The sequence below is a fragment of the Microtetraspora sp. NBRC 13810 genome (assembly GCF_030268685.1).
In the GTDB taxonomy this organism is placed as follows: domain Bacteria; phylum Actinomycetota; class Actinomycetes; order Streptosporangiales; family Streptosporangiaceae; genus BSRQ01.
In genome coordinates, this window is the sequence record NZ_BSRQ01000019.1 from 1 (window position 1) to 21,029 (window position 21,029).

Consider the following 21,029-nt stretch of genomic DNA (forward strand, 5'->3'; position numbering starts at 1 on the left):
GCACCGGACTCGGCCTGCCCATCGCCCGCCAGATCGCCGAGACCAGCGGCGGCACCCTCCGCATCGAGGACAGCCCCCGCGGCGCCCGCTTCGTCCTGCGCCTCCCCCGCCACCAGGACGCCCCCGCACCCGCCATCCAGCACGACCCGGTGACGTAGCCGGCGGCAGGCGGCCCGCTGGAGGCGCGCTGGAGGCCGGACCGGCGGCAGGCGGCCCGGTGCCGGCCGGACCGCCTGCCGTGGGCGTTACCGGTCAGCGCTGGAGGTCGACGCAGGCGTAGAACGCGTTGGCGGTGTCGGCGATGTTCCACACCGCGAGCAGCTTCAACTTGCCGGTCCTGCCGCCCAGGTTGACGCTGTGCGAGACGGTGGCGCCGGGAATCCTGCCCTGGTCGTTGAACTGCGCGATCCGGGTGTTGCCGATGAAGTAGTCCCAGGTGCTGGTGCTGTGCCGGGCGGTGAGCTGCCAGTTGAAGGTGACCTGGTTGCCGACCTGGGTGGCGGGCCACCCCTTGCTCTCGTCGCTGAGCTGGGCGAAGCGGGCGACGTTGCCGTGACAGTTGCGCAGGCCCTTGGGACCTTCGACGCTCTGGGGCTCGTAGATGATCGGCCCGCAGTTCGCGACGCGGCCCTGCGCGCACAATGCCTGGCGGCTCGGGGGCGAGCTGATGTAGCCGTGCGCCTGGGCGGGTGTGGCGATGAAGACCGTCGTCGCGACGGTCACCACGGCCACTGCGAGGAAGGTGAGCATCCTTCGCATGAGCTGCTCCTTTACTGGGGGGTTCCACTCAATGTAAAGGAAACTTTCCTAACAACAAATGTCCTGGAGGTTAGTTCACCCGATGCCTGGCGCCCGGCTTGACCTTCCAACCGATGTCAAGCCTTAGCGTCGCTCCGAGAGCTCGGGGGCCATCGCTCGTACCCGGGCCGAGGTGCCGGTATCCGTACCCGTGGAGTGACGCATGACCTCTTTCGTCGTACAACGCAACGGCCTGGCGGCGACCGCCGGGGACCTGACACCGCTCGCCTTCGCGGGCTTCGCCCACTTCACCGCCGCGCAGGTGCGCGGGGGCCGGCTCCGCGGGCTGGACCTCCATCTGGAGCGGCTGCGGTCCGCCTCGGTGGAGCTGTTCGGCCGCGCTCTGCCCGACGACCGGGTGCGGTCCTGCCTGCGGAGCGCGCTGGAGGCCGGGCCCGCCGACCTCTCGTTGATGGTGACGGTGTTCTCGCCGGCGGGCGAGTTCACCGTGGCCGGGCCCGACGTGGAACCCGAGGTGCTGGTCAGCACCGCTCCCCCCTCCTCAGGCCCGGAGGGCCCGCTGGCCCTGGCCACGATCGAGTACGAACGGGTGCTCCCGGCCGTGAAGCACGTCGGCGAGGTGGCCAAGACGTACTACCTCCGGGAGGCGGTGGCACAGGGCTTCGACGACGCCGCCTTCGTCGACCGCCGGGGCCGGCTCAGCGAGGGGTCCATCTGGAATCTCGCCTTCTGGGACGGCTCCACGGTGGTGTGGCCCGAGGCCGAGATGCTGGACGGGACCACGATGGGCATCCTGCGCCGGCAACTGGAGCGCCTCGGCGTCCCCCAGCGCGTCCAGGAGATCACCCTCGCCGACCTGCCGGCGCTGGCCGGGGCCGTGGTCATGAACTCGTGGACGCCGGGCATCCCGGTGCACCGGATCGACTCGGTGCCGCTGCCCGGGGCGCCGGCCTTCCTGGACCTGCTGCACCGGGCCTACCAGGCCGAACCGCTCGTCGCACCGTGAAGGAGAGCCGTGAACTCCCCCCTGCTCGCCCCCTACCACGGTCCGGTCCTCCGGCTGCCCAACCGGGCGGCCATGGCCCCGATGACCCGCGCCCGCGCCGACGACGCCACCGGCGTCCCCACGCCGATCATGACCGAGTACTACACCCAGCGCGCCGCCGCCGGTCTCATCGTCAGTGAGGGCATCTGGCCGCACCGCCTCGGCAAGGGCGGCCCCGGCGTACCCGGGCTGACCGGGCCGGCGCACGCCGAGGGCTGGCGTCAGGTGACGCGGGCCGTACACGCCGCCGGTGGCCGCATCTTCGCCCAGCTGTGGCACGTGGGCCGGGTCAGCCACCCCGACATCCTCGGCGGAGAGCGGCCGGTCGCCCCCTCGGCGGTGGCGATCTCCCAGGGCAGCGTCTTCACCGCCTCCGGGCCGCAGGACTACGTCATCCCGCGTGAGCTGCCGGCGGCCGAGGTCGCCGAGATCGTCGAGGCCCACGCCGCGGCCGCCCGCGTCGCCATGGACGCCGGTTTCGACGGGATCGAGATCAGCGCCGCGTACGGCTACCTCATCGCCCAGTTCCTGTCCGACAGCGCCAACCTGCGCACCGACGGCTACGCGGACCACGTGCGCTTCGCGATCGAGGTCGTCGAAGCCGTCGCCGCCGCGGTCGGCGCGGACCGGACCGCGCTGCGCGTCTCCCCCGGCAACCCGCTCCACGACATCGTCGAGTCCGATCCGGCCGCCCGCTACCACCGGCTGCTGGACGCGCTGGACGGCATGGGCCTGGCCTACCTGCACGTGGTGCAGTCGTCCGGAAGGTACGCCGCGCTGGAGGGCCTGCGCCCCCGCTGGAGCGGCACCCTCATGGCCACCTTCGACGGCCCCGAGCCGGGCGGCCTGGGGCGGGCGGAGGAGGCGGTGCGCAGCGGGCTCGCCGACGTCTACGCGTTCGGCCGGCTCTTCCTGGCCAATCCGGACCTGCCCCGGCGCATCGCCACCGGCTCCCCGCTCAACCCGCTACGCGAGAACGGCATGTACGAGGGCGGCACGGAAGGATATCTGGACTATCCCCGCCTCACCGGGTGAGCCGGTCCTCGCGGCCGGGGTCAGGCGGGGCCGATGGCCTGGAGGATCGCGCGGGCCAGGTCCGCGGGGCGGGTGAACTGGGGCCAGTGGCCGGTCGGCAGGTCGAGGTATCCGACGTGGCGGAGTTTCGCGAGCTCCCGCAGGTCCGGCTCACCCTGGGCCATCCAGTCCCGGAGCCGCGCGCTGGGCAACTCGCACGCGATGACGGTGGCGGGGACGTCGTAGCGGCGCTCGTCGGAGAGCCGCTGGGGGTCGTGGGCGACGTGCGCGGGCGTGGGGATCGCGCGCTCGCGGAACGCCGCGCGCAGGTCTTCGCCGAGGTCGACGAGGTCTTCGTCATCGAAGAACGACCAGTCCGGCAGCGGGACCTCGCCCCGCTCGGCCGGGAGCCCGGCGTTGACGACCCCGCCGTCACCGAGGGGCCAGCTGTCCACGTAGACGACGTGGGCGATCCTGCCGGGGCGCGCGTCGAGCGCGGCGTGGGCGACCGGGCCGCCGCCGGAGTGCCCGGCGAGCACGATGTCGCCGTCGAGGGAGTCGATCACCCGGACCACCGCGTCCACATGGTCGCGCAGGGTGATCTCCGAGCGGTCGGCGTCCTTGGACTCCATGCCGGGCAGCGTGAGCGGGTGCGTGCGGTGTCCCGCCTGTTCGAGGACGGGGACGACCGCGTCCCAGGACGAGCCGTCGAGCCAGAACCCGGGTATCAGGATGACGTTCATGCTCCGAGGCTAGGACAGGGCACCGACATCGGCCGCCGGCCGTCGAGCCAGGTCGTACGCCGTCGCGTTCGAGCCGATGATCGCCGGGGCCGGGCCGGAGAAGAACTACAAGCCTTGGGGATGTGGTGAGGCGGCCTCTGGGACAACGTGGATCGGGAAGCACCGGACCGGGGACCGGTGTGATCTCTTGCGCGATCAGCGGCGGTGACCGCGCCGCCGCGGGGGGAGCGGAGCGATGGCGAAGGCAGTGGGCATCGATCTGGGGACCACCAACTCGGTGATCGCCACCACGGAGGAAGGCCATCCCACGGTCATTCCCAACGCGGAGGGCTCGCGGACGACGCCCTCCGTGGTGGCCTTCACCGACCAGGGCGAACGGCTCGTCGGTCAGCTCGCCCGGCGGCAGGCGATCCTCAACCCGAAGGGCACCGTCTACTCGGCCAAGCGGTTCATCGGCCGCCGGTTCGAGGAGGTGCAGAGCGAGCTGAACGCGGTGTCCTTCGACGTGGTCGAGGGGCCGCAGGGCGCGGCCAGGTTCCTGGTGTCCGGCAGGCAGTACGCGCCGGAGGAGGTCTCGGCGCTGGTGCTGCGCAAGCTGGTCGCCGACGCCGCCAAGTACCTGGGCGAGAAGGTCACCGAGGCGGTCATCACCGTGCCGGCCTACTTCAACGACGCCCAGCGCCAGGCGACCAAGGACGCGGGCCGCATCGCCGGCCTCGACGTGCTGCGGATCATCAACGAGCCGACGGCGGCGGCCCTCGCCTACGGCCTGGACAAGAAGTCGAGCGAGACCGTGCTCGTCTTCGACCTGGGCGGCGGCACGTTCGACGTCAGCATCCTGGACATCGGCGAGGGGGTCATCGAGGTCCGCTCGACCTCCGGGGACGGGCACCTGGGCGGGGACGACTTCGACCGGCGGGTGGTGGACCACCTGGCCGACGAGTTCCAGCGGCAGGAGGGCATCGACCTGCGCCGCGACCCCCAGGCGCTGCAACGGCTGTTCGAGGCGGCGGAGAAGGCCAAGGTGGAGCTGTCGGCGGTCAGCCAGACCACGATCAACCTGCCGTTCATCACCGCCGACGCGAACGGCCCCAAGCATCTCAACACCACCATGATGCGCTCCACTTTCGAGCAGATCACCTCGGACCTGGTCGAACGCTGTAGAAATCCGGTCAAGCAGGCGATGGAGGACGCCAAACTGACCGCCGACGACATCGACGAGGTCATCCTGGTCGGCGGCTCCACCCGGATCCCCGCCGTGCAGGAGCTGGTCCGCAGGCTGACCGGCGGCAAGGACCCCAACATGACGGTCAACCCGGACGAGGTCGTCGCCATCGGCGCGGCGGTCCAGGCGGGCATCATCAAGGGCGAGGTGCAGGACGTCGTACTCCTGGACGTCACGCCGCTGTCGCTGGGCGTGGAGACGCTCGGCGGGCTGATGACCAAGGTGATCGAGCGCAACACCACGATCCCGGCCCGCCGTACCGAGACGTTCAGCACCGCCGAGGACAACCAGAGCGCCGTCGACATCGTGGTCCTCCAGGGCGAGCGGGAACGCGCCGCGGACAACCGGGTGCTCGGCCGCTTCCGGCTGCAGAACATCCGGCCGGCGCCGCGCGGGGTGCCGCAGGTCGAGGTGACGTTCGACATCGACGCGAACGGCATCCTCAACGTGTCGGCCAAGGACAGGGACACCGGCGCCGAGCAGCGCATCACGATCAGCGAGACGTCCAACCTGGACAAGTCGGAGATCGAGCGGATGGTCGCCGACGCCGAGCGGCACCGCGGTGAGGATGCCAGGCTCCGCGAGACGATCGACGCGCGCAACGAGCTCGACTCGGTCGCCTACCAGGTGGAACGCCGGTTGACCGAGCTGGCGGACACGGTGCCGGTGCACGAGAAGGCCCGCGCGGAGACGCTGGTCGCCGACGCCCGGCAGGCGATCAAGGAGGAGGCCCCGCTGGCCCGGCTGCGCGAGCTCACCGCCGAGCTCCAGCAGGTCTACCACGGCCTCGGCACGTCCTCCGCCCGCCCGAAGGAGGAGCCGGGATCGGGCGGGGAGAAGCCGCCGGGAGGCGACGACGACGTGATCGACGCCGAGTTCACCAGCTCGGACTGACATGAACGGCCACGAGGAGATCCCCGAGGAGGTCGGCCGCACGTCCAGGGCCGGCCCGCGCCCCGGTGCCCGCCGCCGCGCGGACGCCCGGCAGAGCACGCGGCAGGAGCCCGATGCCGTGGTGGCGGCCGACGCGAAGATCGCCGAGCTGGAGGACCGCTGGCTGCGGGCCGTGGCCGGCCTGGAGAACCTGCGCAAACGGATCGCCAGGGACGCCGAACGGGTGCGGGCCGAGGAGCGGGACCGGGTGGCCGCGCAGTGGCTGCCGGTCGTCGACAACCTGGAGCTGGCCCTGCGGCACGCGGGCGGGGCGGAAGGCGTCGCAGAGGGAGTGCGCGCGGTGCGCGACCAGGCGGTGGACGTCCTGACCCGCCTGGGTTACCCGCGCGACGACGAGACCGGGGTGCCGTTCGACCCCCGGCGGCACGAGGCCGTGGCCACCGTGGACAGCGAGGAGGCCGAACCGGGCACGGTCGTGGAGGTGGTGCGGCCCGGGTACGGCGGCGCGGAACGGCTGCTGCGGCCGGCGGTGGCGGTCGTGGCGAGGGCGAAGAGGGCCGAGTGATGGCCGCTCGGCGCGACTTCTACGAGGTGCTCGGAGTGGGCAAGGAAGCCGGGCAGGACGAGATCCAGCGGGCCTACCGCAAGCTGGTCCGCGCCAACCATCCCGACGTCAACAAGGACCCGGGCGCGGAGGACCGGTTCAAGGAGGTCTCCGAGGCCTACGCGGTCCTGTCCGACCCGGCCACCCGCCGCCGCTACGACGCGTTCGGGCACGACTTCCGCCAGGTGCCGCCGGACGTGGACCCGGCCGACTACGCGAGAGCCAGGGCCGGGGCCGGGGCCGGAGGCGGGTTCGGGACCGGGGCCGGGGCCGGAGGCGGGTTCGGGACCGGGGAGGGCGTCGAAGTGGACCTTGAAGACCTGCTCGGCGGGATCTTCCGCGGCCGGGGCGGGCGGCGGTGGGGTGGCCCCGTCCAGGGGGCCGACCAGGAGGCCGAGATCGAGCTGACGGTCGAGGAGGTCTACCGGGGCGGGCGCCGTACGATCACGCTGCCCGGGCCCGCGGGGACGCGCCGGCTGGAGGTGACGATCCCGGCCGGGGTCACCGCCGGGCAGCGGATCAGGCTCGCCGGGCAGGGCGGCAGGGGCGGCGACGGCGCCAGGGCCGGGGACCTGTACCTGATCGTCCGGCTCGCCCCGCACCCCCGGTACCGGGTGACCGGCCGCGACATCCACGCCGACCTGCCGATCAGCCCGTGGGAGGGCGCGCTGGGGGCCACCGTCGCGGTGGACACGCCGGGCGGGGAGACGAAGCTGAAGGTGCCGCCGGGCACCTCGACGGGCCGGCGGCTGCGGTTGCGCGGCCGGGGCATGCCCAACCCGCGCGGCGGGGCGGGCGACTTCCTGGCCGAGGTCAGGATCAGCGTGCCGGACCGGCTGACCGCCCGGGAGCGCGACCTGTACGAGCGGCTCGCCGCCGCGTCGGACTTCGATCCCAGGAGGCGGACATGATGTACGCGATCGTCCGGCCCGCGCTGCTCGATCTGGACTCCTTCGCGCGGGCCACCGGCCTGCATCCCGACGCCGTGCGCCGCCTGGTGGCCCTGGGGCTGCTGGAACCGGCCGCCCGTGCCGGGGGCGGGCTGTGCTTCCCGCCGTCGCAGGTCGCCGAGGCCGCGCGCATCCAGCGGCTGCACGCCGGCCTGTCGATCAACTACGCCGGGCTCGGCTTGGTGATCGAGTTGCTCGACCGGATCGCCGAGCTGGAGACGGCGCTGCGCGAGGCCGCGGCGGCAACCGGGCACGCGAGACCAGGAGGGGTGACGTGGATCCGAACCGGATGACCCAGAAATCGCAGGAGGCCCTGCACGACGCCCAGACCAAGGCGCTCCGTTTCGGGCACACCGAGATCGACGGCGAGCACCTGCTGCTTGCCCTGCTGGAACAGCCGGAAGGGCTCGCCTCCCGGCTGATCGCCGCGGCGGGCGCGGATCCCGAACGGCTCCGCGAGGACCTGGCGGCGGACCTGGCGCGGCGGCCCCGGGTCAGCGGCCCGGGGGCGGCCCCCGGCCAGGTGTTCGTCACCCAGCGCCTGTCCCGCCTGCTGGACGCCGCCGACCGGGAGGCGAGACGGCTCAAGGACGACTACGTCTCCGTCGAGCACCTGCTGATCGCGCTGATCGACGAGGGAGCCGAGTCGGCGGCCGGCCGCCTGCTGCACGGGCAGGGGCTCACCAGGGACCGGTTCCTGCAGGCCCTCACCTCCGTGCGGGGCAACCAGCGGGTCACCTCGGCGATGCCGGAGGCGGCGTACGAGGCGCTGGAGAAGTACGGCCGCGACCTGGTGGCGGAGGCCAGGGCCGACAAGCTCGAACCGGTGATCGGGCGGGACCAGGAGATCCGGCGGGTGATCCAGATCCTGTCCCGCAAGACGAAGAACAACCCGGTGCTGATCGGCGATCCCGGGGTCGGCAAGACGGCCATCGTCGAGGGGCTCGCCCAGCGGATCGGCCACGGTGACGTGCCCGAGGGGCTCCGCGACAAGACGATCTTCAACCTGGACATGGGGTCGCTGGTGGCCGGGGCGAAGTACCGCGGCGAGTTCGAGGAACGCCTCAAGGCCGTGCTCACCGAGGTCAGGGCCGCCGAGGGGCGCATCCTGCTGTTCGTGGACGAGATGCACACCGTCGTGGGGGCCGGGGCCGCCGAGGGCGCGATGGACGCGGGCAACATGCTCAAGCCGATGCTGGCCCGCGGCGAGCTGCACATGATCGGCGCGACGACGGTCGACGAGTACCGCAAGCACGTGGAGAAGGACGCCGCGCTGGAACGCAGGTTCCAGCCGGTGCTGATCGACGAGCCGACCGTGGAGGACACCATCTCCATCCTGCGCGGCCTGCGCGAACGCCTGGAGGTCTTCCACGGCGTGAAGATCCAGGACGGCGCGATCGTCGCCGCGGTCACCCTCAGCCATCGCTACATCTCCGACCGGTTCCTGCCCGACAAGGCGATCGACCTGGTGGACGAGGCGTGCGCGATGATCCGCACGGAGATCGACTCCATGCCGGCCGAGCTGGACGAGCTGACCCGCCGGGTGACCCGGCTGGAGATCGAGGACGCCGCGCTGGCCAAGGAGGACGACCCCGCCAGCCGGGTCCGCCTCGAAGAGCTGCGCAGGGAACTCGCCGACCTGCGCGCCGAGGCGGACGCCACCCGCGCCCAGTGGGAGGCCGAGCGCGCCGCGCTGCGCAAGGTGCAGGCGCTGCGCCAGGAGATCGAAACGGTACGGCGGGAGGCCGAGCAGGCCGAACGCGCCTACGACCTCAACCGGGCCGCCGAGTTGCGGCACGGCAGGCTGCCCGAACTCGAACGCCGCCTGAGCGCCGAGGAGGAGCAACTGAGCAGCAGGCAGGGCGGCCACCGGCTGCTGCGCGAGGTCGTCACCGAGAACGAGATCGCCTCCATCGTCTCCCGGTGGACCGGCATCCCGGTCACCCGCCTCCAGGAAGGGGAACGGGAGAAGCTCCTGCGCCTGGACGAGATCCTGCACGAGCGGGTCATCGGCCAGGACGAGGCGGTCAGGCTGGTCGCCGACGCGGTGATCAGGGCCCGCTCCGGGATCAAGGACCCCCGGCGTCCCATCGGGTCGTTCATCTTCCTCGGCCCCACCGGGGTCGGCAAGACCGAGCTGGCCAGGGCACTCGCCGCCGCCCTGTTCGACACCGAGGACAACATGGTGCGCCTCGACATGAGCGAGTACCAGGAACGGCACACGGTCAGCCGCCTGGTGGGCGCCCCGCCCGGCTACATCGGGTACGAGGAGGGCGGCCAGCTCACCGAGGCGGTGCGGCGCAAGCCGTACTCCGTGGTGCTCTTCGACGAGATCGAGAAGGCGCACGCGGACGTGTTCAACACGCTGCTCCAGGTGCTCGACGACGGGCGGCTCACCGACGCGCAGGGGCGTACGGTCGACTTCAGGAACACCGTGATCATCATGACGTCCAACATCGGCTCGCAGTACCTGCTGGACGGTGTCACGCCCGGCGGGGAGATCAAGCCGGAGGGGCGCGACCGGGTGATGCGGGAGCTGCGGACCAGGTTCCGGCCGGAGTTCCTCAACCGGGTGGACGACATCGTGCTGTTCAAGCCGCTCACCCAGGACGAGATCGAGCGCATCGTCGAGCTGATGTTCACCGACGTCAGGAACCGGCTCGCCGACCGGCGGCTGGGCCTGGAGGTCACCGAGGAGGCCCGCCGGCTGATCGCCGCCCAGGGCTACGACCCCGTCTACGGCGCCCGCCCGCTGCGCCGGTTCATCGCCCGCGAGGTCGAGACCAGGATCGGCCGCGCCCTGCTCGGCGGGGAGATCGCCGACGGCTCGACCGTCAGGGTGGACACCGCCGAGGGCGAGCTCACCGTCACCTACCGAGAGCCGGCCGAAGCCCGCTGAGGTTGCCGGCGAGCGGCGAAGGTGACAGTGCCATTTCGCCTGACACCAGTCGAAAACGATCGACTATGGTGACCGCCCATGAGGATCCTCATCGTCGGTGGCAGCGGCTTTCTCGGCGGCGAACTCGCCCGGCAGTGTTCGGCGGCCGAGCACGAGGTGGCGGGGACCTACCTGACCCGACCGGGAGAGACGGCGGGTGTCGACTGGTTGCCGCTCGATGTGCGCCGACGGGAGGAGGTCGGAGCGCTGATCGGCGCGTTGCGGCCGGAGGTGGTCGTCAATGCCGCGTTCCGGCAGACGGATTGGGCGACCACGGCGGTCGGTGCGGCGAATGTGGCTCTCGCCGTCTCCGCGGTGGGCGGGCGCCTGGTTCACGTGTCCAGCGACGCGGTCTTCTCCGGTGCGGCGATTCGCTATGACGAGACGTGCGTCCCCGACCCGATCAGTCCGTACGGCGCCGCCAAAGCCGCCGCCGAGACGGCAGTGGACGCGATCGTGCCGAACTCGGCGGTGGTCCGGACCTCCCTGATCATCGGTGACGGTGGTTCTCCGCACGAGGAGCTGGTGCGTCAACTGGCCGACGGCACGGTCAGGGGCAGGCTGTTCACCGACGATGTGCGATGTCCCGTGCATGTCGTCGATCTCGCCGCGGCTCTCCTCGAACTCGCCGCGTCCGGGTATCGCGGCGTCCACCACGTCGCCGGAGCCGACGAGGTCAGCCGATACGAGCTGGGGCTGCTCATCGCCCGACGTGACGGGCTCGACGCGGACAGGTTGCCTTCGGGGCTGCGCGCCGAGACCGACCTGCCCGGTCCGATAGGCGTGCGCCTGCGGTGCGACATGACTCAGGGACGGCTGCGGACCAGACTGCGCGGCGCGCGGGAGTTCCTGGCCGCGGGACGCCGCTGACCGCGGTCTCGTCGCCGGCGGATGTGGCATATGGCCGCGGTGCACTGACAGCCGCAGGCGCTGCTGGAGGTCTACCGCCGCCGCATCCGCTACGCGCCCCAACGCCCCCGATGTCATCTGCGATGGCTCAGTGCGGGGTCGCGTGACGCACTGTCATCTTCAAGGCCGTCTGACAGCCCGGCGGCTGCCATGATTGATTGACATATCAAATGAACGATATTTTGATTCGCATATGGGGCGTATCGCAGGCGTCACCGCGGCCGAGACGCGCGAGCGGCTGTTGCGTGCGGCCGCCGAGGTCTTCGCGCAGCGCGGATACGACGGCACGCGGGTGGCCGACATAGCCGCGACCGCGAAGGTCAGCAACGGCGCGCTCTACGCGCACTTCGGCTCGAAGGCGGACCTGCTGGTGGCCGCGCTGCGCGCGCACGGGCCCCGGCTGCTGGCCGATCTGCTGGCCGCCGACCCGAGCCGGTCGATCACGGATCTGCTGGTCGTCGTGGGCCGCCGGCTCCCGCGCCGGCGTGACGCGAGCGGCTACCTCATCGTCGAGGCGCTGGTCGCGGCCCGCCGCGACGAGGACGTCGCCGGGCCGATGCGGGACTACGTCGGCGAACGCGCCGACTGGCTCGCCGGGCTCGTGCACGTCGCCCAGCGCGACGGCGAGCTGGATCCCGCGCTGCCACCGGGGGCGCTGGCACACTTCTGCCTGCTGCTCGCGATGGGCAGCGCGCTCATCCCGCCCAGCCTGCACGCGGTGGACGACGAGGAGTGGCACGCGTTGCTCACCCGGATCGTCACCGCCTTGGCCCCTGACACCACAGCACAGAGGGGAGCGCCCGAATGAAAGTGAAGATCGACACGGAGCGATGCCAGGGACACGGTCGCTGCTATGACCTCGCCCCGAACCTGTTCGGTGAGGACGACGAAGGTTACGGACAGGTCGTCGGCGACGGCGTCGTGCCGCCCGGCGAGGAGCAGGCGGCACGGCTGGCCCTGTCCAACTGTCCAGAGAGAGCGATCGAAACCCTCTAGGAGGCGTGCATGACCGTCGACGACGACCGCTTCAGTCAGGAGTTCCGGGAGAACATGCAAGACCGGTCTCTCGGCAGACGTAACGAGGTCATCACCGGCCCGGTCTCGGACTGGGCGACCGACTTCTCCCACGCCGAGCCGGAATGGGCCGCCGACCCGTACCGCATCCAGGACGACCTGCGGCAGCGCTGCCCGATCGCGCACACCGACCGGTTCGGCGGCGGCTGGCTGCCGACCCGGTACGAGGACGTCGCGGCGATCGCCTACGACACCGAGCACTTCTCCTCGCGGGCGATCATCATGAGCAACTTCCGGCCGCCCCGCGAAGTGGCCCCCGTCGGCGGCGTGCCGCCGATCTCCTCCGACCCGCCCTTCCACCACGACGCGCGCAAGCTGCTGCTCCCGGCGTTCACCAAGACCGCGGTCGCGAAGCAGGAGCAGGCGACCCGCGCGTTCTGCCACACGCTCATCGACGCGCTGGAGGGGCAGGACGTCGTCGACGCCGCGCGCGACTACGCCCAGCACATCCCGATCCGGGTCATCGCCGACATGCTCGGCTTCCCGCCCGAGGACGGGCCGCAGTTCCGCCAGTTCGTCGAGAACGCGCTCGAAGGCATCAACCTGCCGCCGGAGGAACGCCTGGCCAGGATGGAGAAGCTGTTCGAGTACCTGTACGCGCAGATCCGCGACCACGTCGAGAAGCCGCGCGACGACCTGACGACCTACCTCGTCAACGTGGAGCTCTACGGCAGGAAGCTGGACTCGTCCCACGTGGCGGGCACGATGGCCCTGCTGCTCATCGCCGGCATCGACACCACGTGGAGCGCGATCGGCGCGTCGTTGTGGCACCTGGCGAAGACGCCCGCGGACCGCGAGCGGCTGGTCTCCGAGCCCGCCCTGCTGCCGACCGCGATGGAGGAGCTCCTGAGGGTCTACGCGCCGGTCACGATGGCGCGGCTGGTGAAGGAGGACATGCACTGGAAGGGCGTCGACATGAAGGCCGACGACTGGATCCTGCTGTCCTTCCCCGCGGCCAACCGCGACCCGGCGCAGTTCGACCGGGCGGGCGAGGTCGTCATCGACCGCGAGGTCAACCGGCACGCCGCGTTCGGCCTGGGCATCCACCGCTGTGTGGGCTCGCATCTCGCGCGGATGGAGCTGCGGGTCGCACTGGAGGTCTGGCTGGAGCGCTTCCCGGAGTTCACCCTCGACGACCCGGCGGCGGTGACCTGGGCGGCGGGCCAGGTGCGCGGACCGCGGGTGCTCCCGCTCCGCATCGGCTGACCCCATCGGCTGACCTATCGGCTGACCCATCGGCTGACCCCGTCCGGGCGGCCCACGGCGACGTGGCGGCGGCTGCGCCGATGCCGGCGAGGACGGCACTCCTCGCCGGCATCGGCGGTCTCACGCCGGTCAGCCGACCGTGCAGTTCGTCCCGTTGAGGGTGAAGGCGGTGGGTTCACCGGTGTTGCCGGTGTGGGTGGCCTGGTAGCCGAACGAAACGGATGCGCCGGGCGCGATCGTCGCGTTGTACGGGGCGTTCCTGGCCGTCACCTGTCCGCCGGCGGGCGACACCGTGGCGTTCCACGCCGAGGTCACGGCCTGCCCGGCGGGGAGCGCGTAGGCCAGGGACCAGCCGCCGACGGTGGCGGAGCCGGTGTTGGCGATCGTGACCGCCGCGGTGAAGCCGGTGTTCCACGTGTTCATGGTGTAGGTCACCCGGCAGGTGCCGCCCGGCGGCGGCGTGGTCGTCGGGGTGGGGGTCGGCGAAGGGGACGGGCCAGGCGACCCGGGGGGACCGCCGGTCAGGCCGAGGAACTGGATCACGGCGGCGGCCATGCCGCCGGTCGGCAGGCTGTGCCCGACCCCCTGGACGCTGATTGCCTCCACCGGGACGCTCGTACCGGTCCCGCCGTAACGGGTCCGGGTCCAGTTCGACTGCGGGCGGTCGGTGAACGCGGGCGTCTGGCTGAGCCCGTGGACGTCGGTCCACTGCTTGATCTGCTCCTGGAAGTTCGGGTAGCGCAGGGTGGTGTCCTCGGTGCCGTGCCAGGTCTGCATCCGGGGACGCGGGCCGCTGTACCCGGGGTAGGCCGCCCGTACCAGGTCGCCCCACTGCTGCGGGGTCCTGCTGATCGTGCCGTTGGCGCAGGCGCTGTTCCAGCTTGAGCCGTCGGTGGTGGCGAAGCAGGCGAACGGCACGCCCATGAACGCGGCCCCGGCCTTGAACACGTCCGGGTAGGCGCCGAGCAGGACGTTGGTCATCATGCCGCCCGAGGACGCGCCGGTGACGTAGACCCGGTCCGGGTCGCCGTTGTGGCGCTGCTGGACGTACCTGACCATGGACACGATCCCCACCGGGTCACTGCCGCCGTTGTGGGTCAGCGCCTGGGGCGAGGAGACGTCGAAGCAGGATCCGCTCCTGGTGGCCGACGGGTAGACGACGATGAACCCGTACCGGTCGGCCAGGGAGGCGAACTCGGTCCCCGAGTAGAAGGCGGGCCCGGAGCCGGTGCAGTAGTGCACCGCCACCAGGATCGCCGGTCTGGGCGCGACGTTGTCCGGCACGTACAGGTGCATCCGGAGATTTGTCGGGTTGGTACCGAAGCTGGTCACCTCGGTCAGCGTGGCCGGTGCGGCCGGGGGCGCCGTGGACAGCCCCACGACGACGAGCACCGCGGCAGCGGCCACGGCGCCCAGCACCTTTCTGAGGATCTTCATCCGCCGTCCTGTTCTCCCTGGCGTCGACCGCGCGCCGAGGCGCGATTCACTGAAATCTTTCGTAGTGTCAGCCGAAATGTTTCAGAACGGAAGACGGGGACCGGGCCTGTTCCCGCCCCCTGCCGTACACCTGGGGACTTCGCTCGGAATGGGCGCGAATCCGCTGAAAGTTTCCTCACCCCGGGGCGTCATGACCGACATCCCCGCAAAGTAGACTATTCATGTAGGTAGTGTTGACAATTCGGCATTGCTATGTTCGGCCTGCGCGACGCCGACAGGGGCATCGATGAGGAGGGTGTCATGTCTGAGATGGATCCGAGTTCTCCGCCCTCATGGCCCACCCCCTCGCCCACCTCCACAGGCACCCCCACCCCGAGCCCCACCCCCACCCCCAGCCCTTCGACCCCGGACCCGTCCCCGAGTCCGACGTCCCCAAGCCCCACCCCCAGCCCCACGCCCACGCCCACGCCGAGCCCCTCGACCCCGGACCCCACCCCGAGCCCGACGTCCCCCAGCCCCACCCCGAGCCCGACGTCCCCCGGCCCTTCGCCCACGCCCGCTCCGACGCCCGCCGAGACGCCCGGGGCATCGCCGGCCCCCTCCGCTCCCGCGCATCCCACCCCCAGCCCTTCGCCGGCCTGGCCCGGTATCGGACTCCCTGCCATGCCGGTAACCGATGTCCGCGGGAGCACCTTCATCAGAGCGGCCGGTGGGTTCGCCGACGAGCACGACGACCTGAAGAGGGATGTCCGCCGGATTCTCGACTCCATCGCCGCACTGGGCGACTTCGCCGGCACCGACGAGACGGCGAACACGTTCAAGCAGGGTTATTCCGCCGCGTTGCAGAAAGCCGAGACGTACGTCAACGCCCTACGCGACATTTATCCCGGGGTCGCCGGACGGCTGGACAGCATGACGACCGGCTTCGACGTCGCAAACTGGGCCACCATCGCATCCCTACCGAAAGTGTCCGAACCGCCGAAATACTCGAAGTCGGACAAGAAGTTCACCTCTTGATGTTTTCTGGAGACCTGATGACCACACCGGACGACGGCGCCCCCTTCCTCGACGAGGAGATGCACCGCCTTCTCGCCCAGTTCCAAGCCGACACTCGTCCGCTGCTGGACCTGCAGGAGAGCCTCAACGCCGTCCGCGGCCGAGGTGAGGCGGCCAACGGCCAGGTGACGGCCGAGGTGCTGCCCAGCGGCGCGCTCGGCGGCCTGCGCATCGACCCGCGCGCGCTGCGACTCGGCGCGGACGCGCTGGCGGAGGCGGTGCTCGCCGCCGCGGGCGACGCCACCGCCGACCTGGCCCGGCAGATGGCCGGGATGATGACGGACGGCCTGACCCCGTTCGCCGACGAGGCCAGGCGCTTCGGCCGGGACTAGCCGTGCGGTCAGAGTCCGCGCCAGCGTCTGAACTGGTCCTGGCCCGCGGCGACACCCAGCTTGGCGAGCATCTGCTCCCAGGTGGGCAGCAGGCTGACCGGATCGTCGATCACGTCGCCCGGCCGGTTGAGCACGTTGGCCGTGGTGGTGAAGACGCTGGACCCGGTCAGGAACACGATCGCGTTCTGTGCCGCCTTGTTCTTCGGCAACACGTTCGCGGCCTTTCCGAAGTTGGCCGGGTCCACGTGGTAGAAGACCATGGCCGCCGCGAAGTTCTTCAGCATGTACTCGCCGCGGTCGCCCCACGACCCCGTGTCCTCGCCTCTCGCCAGCTTGACGCCGTCCACGACGAGCTGGTCGAGGGCCGTGTAGGCGAGGCTGCCCCCCGCGGCGTAGATGAACCGCTGCCCCACCGCGTGGTTGAACATCTTGAGCAGCAGCCGTGCCTGCGACTTGCGGATCCCCCAGTTGATCAGCGTCTGGATCTTCTTGTCGATCGCCGGCCAGCAGAAGAACATCAGCAGTTCGAGCCACTGGATCATGGCCATCGTCCGGAGCGTGTGCTGGGTCTCCTCCAGCATGTCCGCGTATTCGTCGACCGCGTCGGCCAACCCGCGGATGTACGCGGACACCAGCGGCGGATAGGGCGCGACCTCGTCGGTGAAATAGCTCCTGAAGGCGTCGACGCCCGCGCCGGAGGTGGGCGGCTGCCACACCCTCCTCGCGACCTCCTCCACGTCGTCCAGGCTCACGTCCACCCGCGTCGCCAGCTGCCGCAGCAGCCCCGCGGCCTCGCGCGCCTTGGCCGGGTCGCCATCGGGGTAGGCGACGGCCAGCATCTGCAGGACCACGCCGCCGACACCCACGGCGGAGAGCATGAACCCTGCCTTGGGAAGGGACTGGGATGGATTCACGTAGCAGACCCTTTCTCCACCGCCGGATGACCCGATCCAGAGATCAGGTCATCCGATCATCCTGCCAAATATAGTGCCACTAGTTGTAGCCGAATCCCGGCGGCAGCGGCTTCCGGTGGAACAGGCGGGCGGGAACGGCGCCGGCCAGCGCCTCGTAGCCCGCCGGGTTCAGGTGCAGCCGGTCGCCGGTGTCGTACGCGGGCAGCAGCCTGCGCGGGTTCGCCGGGTCACGGGCCGCCCGGTCGAAGTCGATCACCTCGTCGAACCGGCGGCTGGTCCGGATCCAGTCGTTGACCTTCTGCCGGGCCGCCTCCCGGTACCCCTGCGGGTCGTCGTACATCGCGTTGCCGCCGAAGGGCGTGAGGGTCGCGCCGTACACGCGGATCCCCTGGGCGCGGGTCCGGACGAGGATCTGGTCGTAGGCGGCGATGAGGTCGTCCGCGACCCTGTCCTGGGCCGCCTGGGTGGCCTCGGCCGTGCCGATGTCGTTGACGCCCTCGAAGACGAGCAGCCACTCGACGCCGGTCTGCGCCAGCACGTCGCGGTCCAGCCTGGCCAGCGCGTTGGGGCCAAGGCCGTCGTTCAGCACCCGGTTACCGCCGGCCGCCTGGTTGAGGATCGCGACGCCCGCCGTGCCGGGCCCGGCGTGCAGCCGGTCGAGCAGTTGGTCGGGCCAGCGGTCGTTCATGTTGGTGGTCGAGCCGCGGCCGTCGGTCAGCGAGTCTCCCAGCATGACGGCCGCCCCGCCGCCGCTCCCCGTCCACACCTCGACGCCGCTGAGGAAGTACCAGTGATCGGTGGGCGTCGCGCCGGGCAGGTCCGTCGCCGCGACGTGGTCGCCGGTCAGCAGGTGGGACGTGGTCCTCGACCCGGGATGGGAGGTGATGTTCGCGGACGCCTGCCCGTCGGCCAGGTAGACCGTGACGGTGAGGTTCGAGCGGGGCGCCAGGTCGAAGGACAGCGGGTCGGAGACCGCCTGCGCCCCGGCCGGGATCACCACCGACGACCTGCCGCCGAAGGTCACCGGCTTGGAGGTGCCCGGCCTGACGGCGCTCACCCCGGCCCGCCCGCCGGCCGGCAGCGCGACGGACACCTTGGTGAGCGGCAGCGCCGTGCCGCCGAACGCGTTGGAGAAGCGCAGCCGCAACTGCCGCCCGCCGACCGACACCCGTACGGTCTGCCGCAGGGTGCTGTCGGGCAGCACCAGGTTCTCCTGGGTGTACGGGGGCGGCGGCATGTTGCCCGGCTCGGTCAGCTGCGGCATCGACACCCAGGTGCCGAGCCAGCGCCGGCCTGTCTCCGGCGCCGCACCCCCGGCGGCCCCCGGTACGCCGTCGGCCCCCGGTACGCCGGGGGCCGCCGGTACCCCGGGGGCCGCCGGTACGCCGCCCTGCCCCACCGCCCCGAGCGCCGGCGACGCCAGCACCACACCGAGCCGGTAAACCATCCGCCGCCCGGCGGACGTCTCAGTGGCATGAGAGCCCCCTCGCTAGCCCTCTGCCTCCTGCTCACCGCCTGCACCCCCGCCGCCCCCGCGGGAGCAACGCGCTACACGGCTTCGGGGACCGTGCTGGAGAACGAACGGCACGGGCCGCAGTTCTGCCGGGTCGTCCTGACGTCCAAGATCCCGCAGTGCGACGGGGCCGACATCGTGGGCTGGGACTGGGCCGCCGTACGGCACGAGTCGGGCGGCGGCGTGAAGTGGGGCAGTTACACGGTCGTCGGCACGTGGGACGGCGGGCGCCTGCACCTGACCGAGCCGCCGAGGCCCCCGGCGCCCCCGCCCTCTCCGGGCGCCGTTGATCACATCCCTCCCACGCCGTGCCCGGAGCCGGCGGGCGGCTGGCGGCCGGTGGATCCCGCCACCGCCACGTTCGAGGCGCTGTCCGCCACGAAGAAGGCGGTGAGCAGGTCACCGCAGTTCGCGGGCTCCTGGCTCGACAACGACCACACGGTCGACTTCAGCGCGCACGATCTGAAGGAGGATCACGAGCCGGTCCGGTTCGTGTTCAACCTCATGTTCACCGGTGATCTGGCCGGCAACGAGCGGCTGGCCCGGCAGACCTGGGGCGGCGCGCTCTGCGTCTCCCGCGCCGAGCACACCCACGCCGACCTGGACGCGCTGGCGAAGAAGGTCTACGACGACGCCCGGCGCGAACAGCACCCACGTGGACCTCGTCGGCAGACGGGTGAGACTGACCGTCTTCGTCGCCACCGACGAACTGCGGCGCGACCTGGACACCCGTTACGGCCCCGGCAGGGTCGAGGCCGAGGGCGTGTTCCGGCCTGTGACCGGGTGAGCCCGCCTCACCAGGAGTACTCGTACTCGACCTGGTCGATCAGGTTGCCGTCGCCGAAGTCGTGCCCGCGGAGCGCGCCGGACTCGGTGAAGCCGCTCTTGGTGTAGAAGCGGCGGGCCCTGGGCGTGTCGCGCAGCGTCCACAGGTGCACCCGGCCGAAACCGCGCTCGCGGAGTTCGCGCAGGGTCGCATGCATCAGGACGCTCGCGACGCCGGTGCCCCAGCCCGCCGGATGCCCGAAGAAGCTGAAGATCTGCGCCGTGCCGGGCCGTTCCGGCGAGGCGCCGAAGAAGGAGAGGGCCAGCGGCCGACCCGCCCGCCCGGCGAGCAGGGCGGTGCCCGTCCGCGCGGCGAGCCGGTCGTGCCACTGACCGCGCCGGCGTCGCACCGCACCGGCGAAGAACTCCGGTGCGAAGAACCCGGCGTAGGCCGCCTGCCAGGACGCCGCGTGGATCTCGCCCAGCACATCCCCGTCCTGGGCGGACGCCTGGACCACCGTGATGTCCTGTATGCCGTCCACCTCCCGCCCGTAGGCCATGCGGCCATGAGGCCGGTCGTCCGTGCGACCGGCCTCATGGCGTTCGTGCTGTCACCCGGTGGGACGGCTACGACTCGGCGTTCTGGGCGGCCTTTTCGGCGTTCAGGCGGATTCGCTCGATCTGCGCCTCGGTCACGTTGAGGTCGCCGAATTCCCGGACCGCCTGGTAGTAGGTCCAGGCGAGGCCGTTGCAGGTGCTCCGGGAGACGCCGGAATATCCCGCGCAGACCTGCTGCATGTCGAAGTAGAACGCGTCGTCGATGCGCGCCTTGTTCGCCGGGAACTGGCTCACCGACTTGTAGTTCCGGTAGCCGAAGTCATGCCGCCGGCACGGCATTCTGAAGTCGAAGCCGAGGGGCTGGTCGGGGCTGGTCGAGCACAGGTCGGTGGACCAGTCGAAGGCGTAGTCCGCCCAGGCTCCCTGGTTCTGCCAGGCGGCCCGCCAGCTCGCGGCGCTGGCGGCGGTGGGCTGGGAGAAGCTGGAAAGTGCGGCGAGCTTTTGCTGCAGCGTCACCGCGTAGGCGGGAAGCGTTAATCCGAGTAATGTGGCGAGGGAGAGGGCGACGGTCGCGAGGGCGCGTTTCACCATTGGGCTCTGCCTTTGTCCGGGGGGTAACTCACACGGCAGGGTCCTGCCACTGCACAACAATGAGGTGGAATAACCACGGACGCCGGATCAGATGTCCATCAAGATCGATGTCGATATTCGCCAACAATCGCTCTTTACAGGATGACTGTGTCCTGTAAGGTGCCGGGCGGCCCGCGGCCCGCGGTACGGCCCGCGACCGGGTGCGCCTGGGCTGCACCCGCAGTCGGTTCGCCCTGCCCGCCAGGCAGGCGCGTCGCAAGAGGGAACCCGGTGAGAATCCGGGACTGCCCCGCAGCGGTGAATGGGAACGACCGCCGTCACTCGCACTGGATCCGAGCACCGGATCCGGGAAGCGACGGCCAGTAGGCAACGCGGACTCCGGTCCGTGCCGCCCGTGAGTCCGAAGACCTGCCACTGCCCGCGTGCGACCCGAGGGCGGGCACGACGGTCCGGGGCAGGCGTGCCGACAGTGACCACATCCGGTGATCAAAAATCCCCGTTA

Annotated in this window: 22 protein-coding genes and 1 riboswitch; of the genes, 15 read left to right on the plus strand and 7 right to left on the minus strand. The window is 71.2% G+C overall.

All coding sequences use genetic code 11. The annotated features are described in order from the left end of the window. A partial coding sequence (locus QSK26_RS41940; protein WP_502888763.1) for an ATP-binding protein occupies window positions 1–158 on the plus strand: 158 nt, incomplete at its 5' end. 94 nt (window positions 159–252) lie between these two features. On the opposite strand, the gene QSK26_RS30450 is transcribed toward QSK26_RS41940, so the two are convergent. After that, window positions 253–759 (minus strand): lytic polysaccharide monooxygenase auxiliary activity family 9 protein, encoded by a 507-nt coding sequence (locus tag QSK26_RS30450; RefSeq protein ID WP_285778733.1) that lies wholly within the window; start codon window positions 757–759, stop codon window positions 253–255. Window positions 760–961: 202 nt separating this feature from the next. Here QSK26_RS30450 and QSK26_RS30455 point away from each other — a divergent pair, with 202 nt between their 5' ends. Both QSK26_RS30455 and QSK26_RS30460 read left to right on the plus strand, forming a co-directional pair. Then, a complete protein-coding gene (locus tag QSK26_RS30455) occupies window positions 962–1,765 on the plus strand; it encodes an aminotransferase class IV family protein (protein ID WP_285778734.1) in 804 nt (267 codons plus the stop codon). Window positions 1,766–1,774: 9 nt separating this feature from the next. Continuing rightward, complete coding sequence (locus QSK26_RS30460) at window positions 1,775–2,839, plus strand: oxidoreductase (protein WP_285778735.1); 1,065 nt, start codon at window positions 1,775–1,777, stop codon at window positions 2,837–2,839. Between the two features lie 20 nt (window positions 2,840–2,859). Here the strand turns inward: QSK26_RS30460 and QSK26_RS30465 are convergent, their stop codons facing one another. After that, window positions 2,860–3,561, minus strand: coding sequence for an alpha/beta fold hydrolase (locus QSK26_RS30465; protein ID WP_285778736.1), 702 nt, complete (start codon window positions 3,559–3,561; stop codon window positions 2,860–2,862). Window positions 3,562–3,796: 235 nt separating this feature from the next. Between QSK26_RS30465 and dnaK the strand changes: the two genes are divergently transcribed. The 9 genes from dnaK to QSK26_RS30510 all read left to right on the plus strand — a co-directional run bounded on the left by dnaK (window position 3,797) and on the right by QSK26_RS30510 (window position 13,361). Continuing rightward, a complete protein-coding gene (gene dnaK / locus QSK26_RS30470) occupies window positions 3,797–5,680 on the plus strand; it encodes a molecular chaperone DnaK (protein ID WP_285778737.1) in 1,884 nt (627 codons plus the stop codon). 1 nt (window position 5,681) lies between these two features. After that, entirely contained in the window at window positions 5,682–6,245 is a 564-nt protein-coding gene (locus tag QSK26_RS30475; RefSeq protein ID WP_285778738.1) for a nucleotide exchange factor GrpE, read from the plus strand. Continuing rightward, entirely contained in the window at window positions 6,245–7,195 is a 951-nt protein-coding gene (locus tag QSK26_RS30480; protein ID WP_285778739.1) for a DnaJ C-terminal domain-containing protein, read from the plus strand. The genes QSK26_RS30475 and QSK26_RS30480 overlap by 1 nt, the downstream gene beginning before the upstream one ends. Continuing rightward, the gene (locus tag QSK26_RS30485) at window positions 7,192–7,527 is read left to right on the plus strand and encodes a chaperone modulator CbpM (protein ID WP_285778740.1); all 336 of its coding nucleotides are present in this window, start codon (window positions 7,192–7,194) and stop codon (window positions 7,525–7,527) included. Before QSK26_RS30480 ends, QSK26_RS30485 begins: the two co-directional genes overlap by 4 nt. Next, entirely contained in the window at window positions 7,524–10,133 is a 2,610-nt protein-coding gene (gene clpB / locus QSK26_RS30490; protein ID WP_285778741.1) for an ATP-dependent chaperone ClpB, read from the plus strand. Before QSK26_RS30485 ends, clpB begins: the two co-directional genes overlap by 4 nt. A gap of 78 nt (window positions 10,134–10,211) precedes the next feature. Further along, a complete protein-coding gene (locus QSK26_RS30495; protein WP_285778742.1) occupies window positions 10,212–11,042 on the plus strand; it encodes an SDR family oxidoreductase in 831 nt (276 codons plus the stop codon). A 232-nt stretch (window positions 11,043–11,274) separates the two neighbouring features. Then, complete coding sequence (locus QSK26_RS30500; protein ID WP_285778743.1) at window positions 11,275–11,889, plus strand: TetR family transcriptional regulator; 615 nt, start codon at window positions 11,275–11,277, stop codon at window positions 11,887–11,889. Next, window positions 11,886–12,077 (plus strand): ferredoxin, encoded by a 192-nt coding sequence (locus QSK26_RS30505; protein ID WP_285778744.1) that lies wholly within the window; start codon window positions 11,886–11,888, stop codon window positions 12,075–12,077. Before QSK26_RS30500 ends, QSK26_RS30505 begins: the two co-directional genes overlap by 4 nt. 9 nt (window positions 12,078–12,086) lie before the next feature. Beyond that, the gene (locus tag QSK26_RS30510; RefSeq protein ID WP_285778745.1) at window positions 12,087–13,361 is read left to right on the plus strand and encodes a cytochrome P450; all 1,275 of its coding nucleotides are present in this window, start codon (window positions 12,087–12,089) and stop codon (window positions 13,359–13,361) included. A 129-nt stretch (window positions 13,362–13,490) separates the two neighbouring features. Here the strand turns inward: QSK26_RS30510 and QSK26_RS30515 are convergent, their stop codons facing one another. Beyond that, entirely contained in the window at window positions 13,491–14,798 is a 1,308-nt protein-coding gene (locus QSK26_RS30515; protein ID WP_285778746.1) for an extracellular catalytic domain type 1 short-chain-length polyhydroxyalkanoate depolymerase, read from the minus strand. Window positions 14,799–15,461: 663 nt separating this feature from the next. On the opposite strand from QSK26_RS30515, the gene QSK26_RS30520 reads away from it, so the two are divergent. Together QSK26_RS30520 and QSK26_RS30525 are read left to right on the plus strand one after the other, a co-directional pair. Continuing rightward, a complete protein-coding gene (locus tag QSK26_RS30520; RefSeq protein WP_285778747.1) occupies window positions 15,462–15,815 on the plus strand; it encodes a hypothetical protein in 354 nt (117 codons plus the stop codon). A gap of 17 nt (window positions 15,816–15,832) precedes the next feature. Further along, window positions 15,833–16,186 carry a YbaB/EbfC family nucleoid-associated protein gene (locus QSK26_RS30525; RefSeq protein ID WP_285778748.1) on the plus strand — a complete coding sequence of 118 codons (354 nt, stop codon included), beginning with the start codon at window positions 15,833–15,835 and terminating at the stop codon, window positions 16,184–16,186. Between the two features lie 8 nt (window positions 16,187–16,194). Here the strand turns inward: QSK26_RS30525 and QSK26_RS30530 are convergent, their stop codons facing one another. Together QSK26_RS30530 and QSK26_RS30535 are read right to left on the minus strand one after the other, a co-directional pair. Then, window positions 16,195–17,064, minus strand: coding sequence for a hypothetical protein (locus tag QSK26_RS30530; protein ID WP_285778749.1), 870 nt, complete (start codon window positions 17,062–17,064; stop codon window positions 16,195–16,197). A 115-nt stretch (window positions 17,065–17,179) separates the two neighbouring features. Further along, complete coding sequence (locus QSK26_RS30535; protein ID WP_285778750.1) at window positions 17,180–18,547, minus strand: SGNH/GDSL hydrolase family protein; 1,368 nt, start codon at window positions 18,545–18,547, stop codon at window positions 17,180–17,182. A gap of 27 nt (window positions 18,548–18,574) precedes the next feature. Here QSK26_RS30535 and QSK26_RS30540 point away from each other — a divergent pair, with 27 nt between their 5' ends. Next, window positions 18,575–19,507, plus strand: coding sequence for a hypothetical protein (locus tag QSK26_RS30540; protein WP_285778751.1), 933 nt, complete (start codon window positions 18,575–18,577; stop codon window positions 19,505–19,507). Here QSK26_RS30540 and QSK26_RS30545 read toward each other — a convergent pair. Continuing rightward, a complete protein-coding gene (locus QSK26_RS30545; RefSeq protein ID WP_285778752.1) occupies window positions 19,408–19,938 on the minus strand; it encodes a GNAT family N-acetyltransferase in 531 nt (176 codons plus the stop codon). The two genes, QSK26_RS30540 and QSK26_RS30545, sit on opposite strands and share 100 nt — an antisense overlap. Before the next feature lie 67 nt (window positions 19,939–20,005). Beyond that, on the minus strand, window positions 20,006–20,527 hold the full coding sequence (locus tag QSK26_RS30550; RefSeq protein ID WP_285778753.1) for a phospholipase: 522 nt from the start codon (window positions 20,525–20,527) through the stop codon (window positions 20,006–20,008). A gap of 206 nt (window positions 20,528–20,733) precedes the next feature. Further along, window positions 20,734–20,957, plus strand: a riboswitch (cobalamin riboswitch). Window positions 20,958–21,029 lie beyond the last annotated feature (72 nt).

Coding starts and splice junctions, on each gene's coding strand:
- dnaK (WP_285778737.1), top strand. CDS start 3,797: ATGGCGAAGGCAGTGGGCATCGATCTGGGGACCACCAACTCGGTGATC.
- QSK26_RS30455 (WP_285778734.1), top strand. CDS start 962: ATGACCTCTTTCGTCGTACAACGCAACGGCCTGGCGGCGACCGCCGGG.
- QSK26_RS30540 (WP_285778751.1), top strand. CDS start 18,575: ATGAGAGCCCCCTCGCTAGCCCTCTGCCTCCTGCTCACCGCCTGCACC.
- QSK26_RS30530 (WP_285778749.1), bottom strand. CDS start 17,064: ATGCTCTCCGCCGTGGGTGTCGGCGGCGTGGTCCTGCAGATGCTGGCC.
- QSK26_RS30500 (WP_285778743.1), top strand. CDS start 11,275: ATGGGGCGTATCGCAGGCGTCACCGCGGCCGAGACGCGCGAGCGGCTG.
- QSK26_RS30495 (WP_285778742.1), top strand. CDS start 10,212: ATGAGGATCCTCATCGTCGGTGGCAGCGGCTTTCTCGGCGGCGAACTC.
- QSK26_RS30505 (WP_285778744.1), top strand. CDS start 11,886: ATGAAAGTGAAGATCGACACGGAGCGATGCCAGGGACACGGTCGCTGC.
- QSK26_RS30450 (WP_285778733.1), bottom strand. CDS start 759: ATGCGAAGGATGCTCACCTTCCTCGCAGTGGCCGTGGTGACCGTCGCG.
- QSK26_RS30535 (WP_285778750.1), bottom strand. CDS start 18,547: ATGGTTTACCGGCTCGGTGTGGTGCTGGCGTCGCCGGCGCTCGGGGCG.
- QSK26_RS30475 (WP_285778738.1), top strand. CDS start 5,682: ATGAACGGCCACGAGGAGATCCCCGAGGAGGTCGGCCGCACGTCCAGG.
- clpB (WP_285778741.1), top strand. CDS start 7,524: ATGACCCAGAAATCGCAGGAGGCCCTGCACGACGCCCAGACCAAGGCG.
- QSK26_RS30515 (WP_285778746.1), bottom strand. CDS start 14,798: ATGAAGATCCTCAGAAAGGTGCTGGGCGCCGTGGCCGCTGCCGCGGTG.
- QSK26_RS30465 (WP_285778736.1), bottom strand. CDS start 3,561: ATGAACGTCATCCTGATACCCGGGTTCTGGCTCGACGGCTCGTCCTGG.
- QSK26_RS30520 (WP_285778747.1), top strand. CDS start 15,462: ATGCCGGTAACCGATGTCCGCGGGAGCACCTTCATCAGAGCGGCCGGT.
- QSK26_RS30480 (WP_285778739.1), top strand. CDS start 6,245: ATGGCCGCTCGGCGCGACTTCTACGAGGTGCTCGGAGTGGGCAAGGAA.
- QSK26_RS30550 (WP_285778753.1), bottom strand. CDS start 20,527: ATGGTGAAACGCGCCCTCGCGACCGTCGCCCTCTCCCTCGCCACATTA.
- QSK26_RS30545 (WP_285778752.1), bottom strand. CDS start 19,938: ATGGCCTACGGGCGGGAGGTGGACGGCATACAGGACATCACGGTGGTC.
- QSK26_RS30525 (WP_285778748.1), top strand. CDS start 15,833: ATGACCACACCGGACGACGGCGCCCCCTTCCTCGACGAGGAGATGCAC.
- QSK26_RS30485 (WP_285778740.1), top strand. CDS start 7,192: ATGATGTACGCGATCGTCCGGCCCGCGCTGCTCGATCTGGACTCCTTC.
- QSK26_RS30510 (WP_285778745.1), top strand. CDS start 12,087: ATGACCGTCGACGACGACCGCTTCAGTCAGGAGTTCCGGGAGAACATG.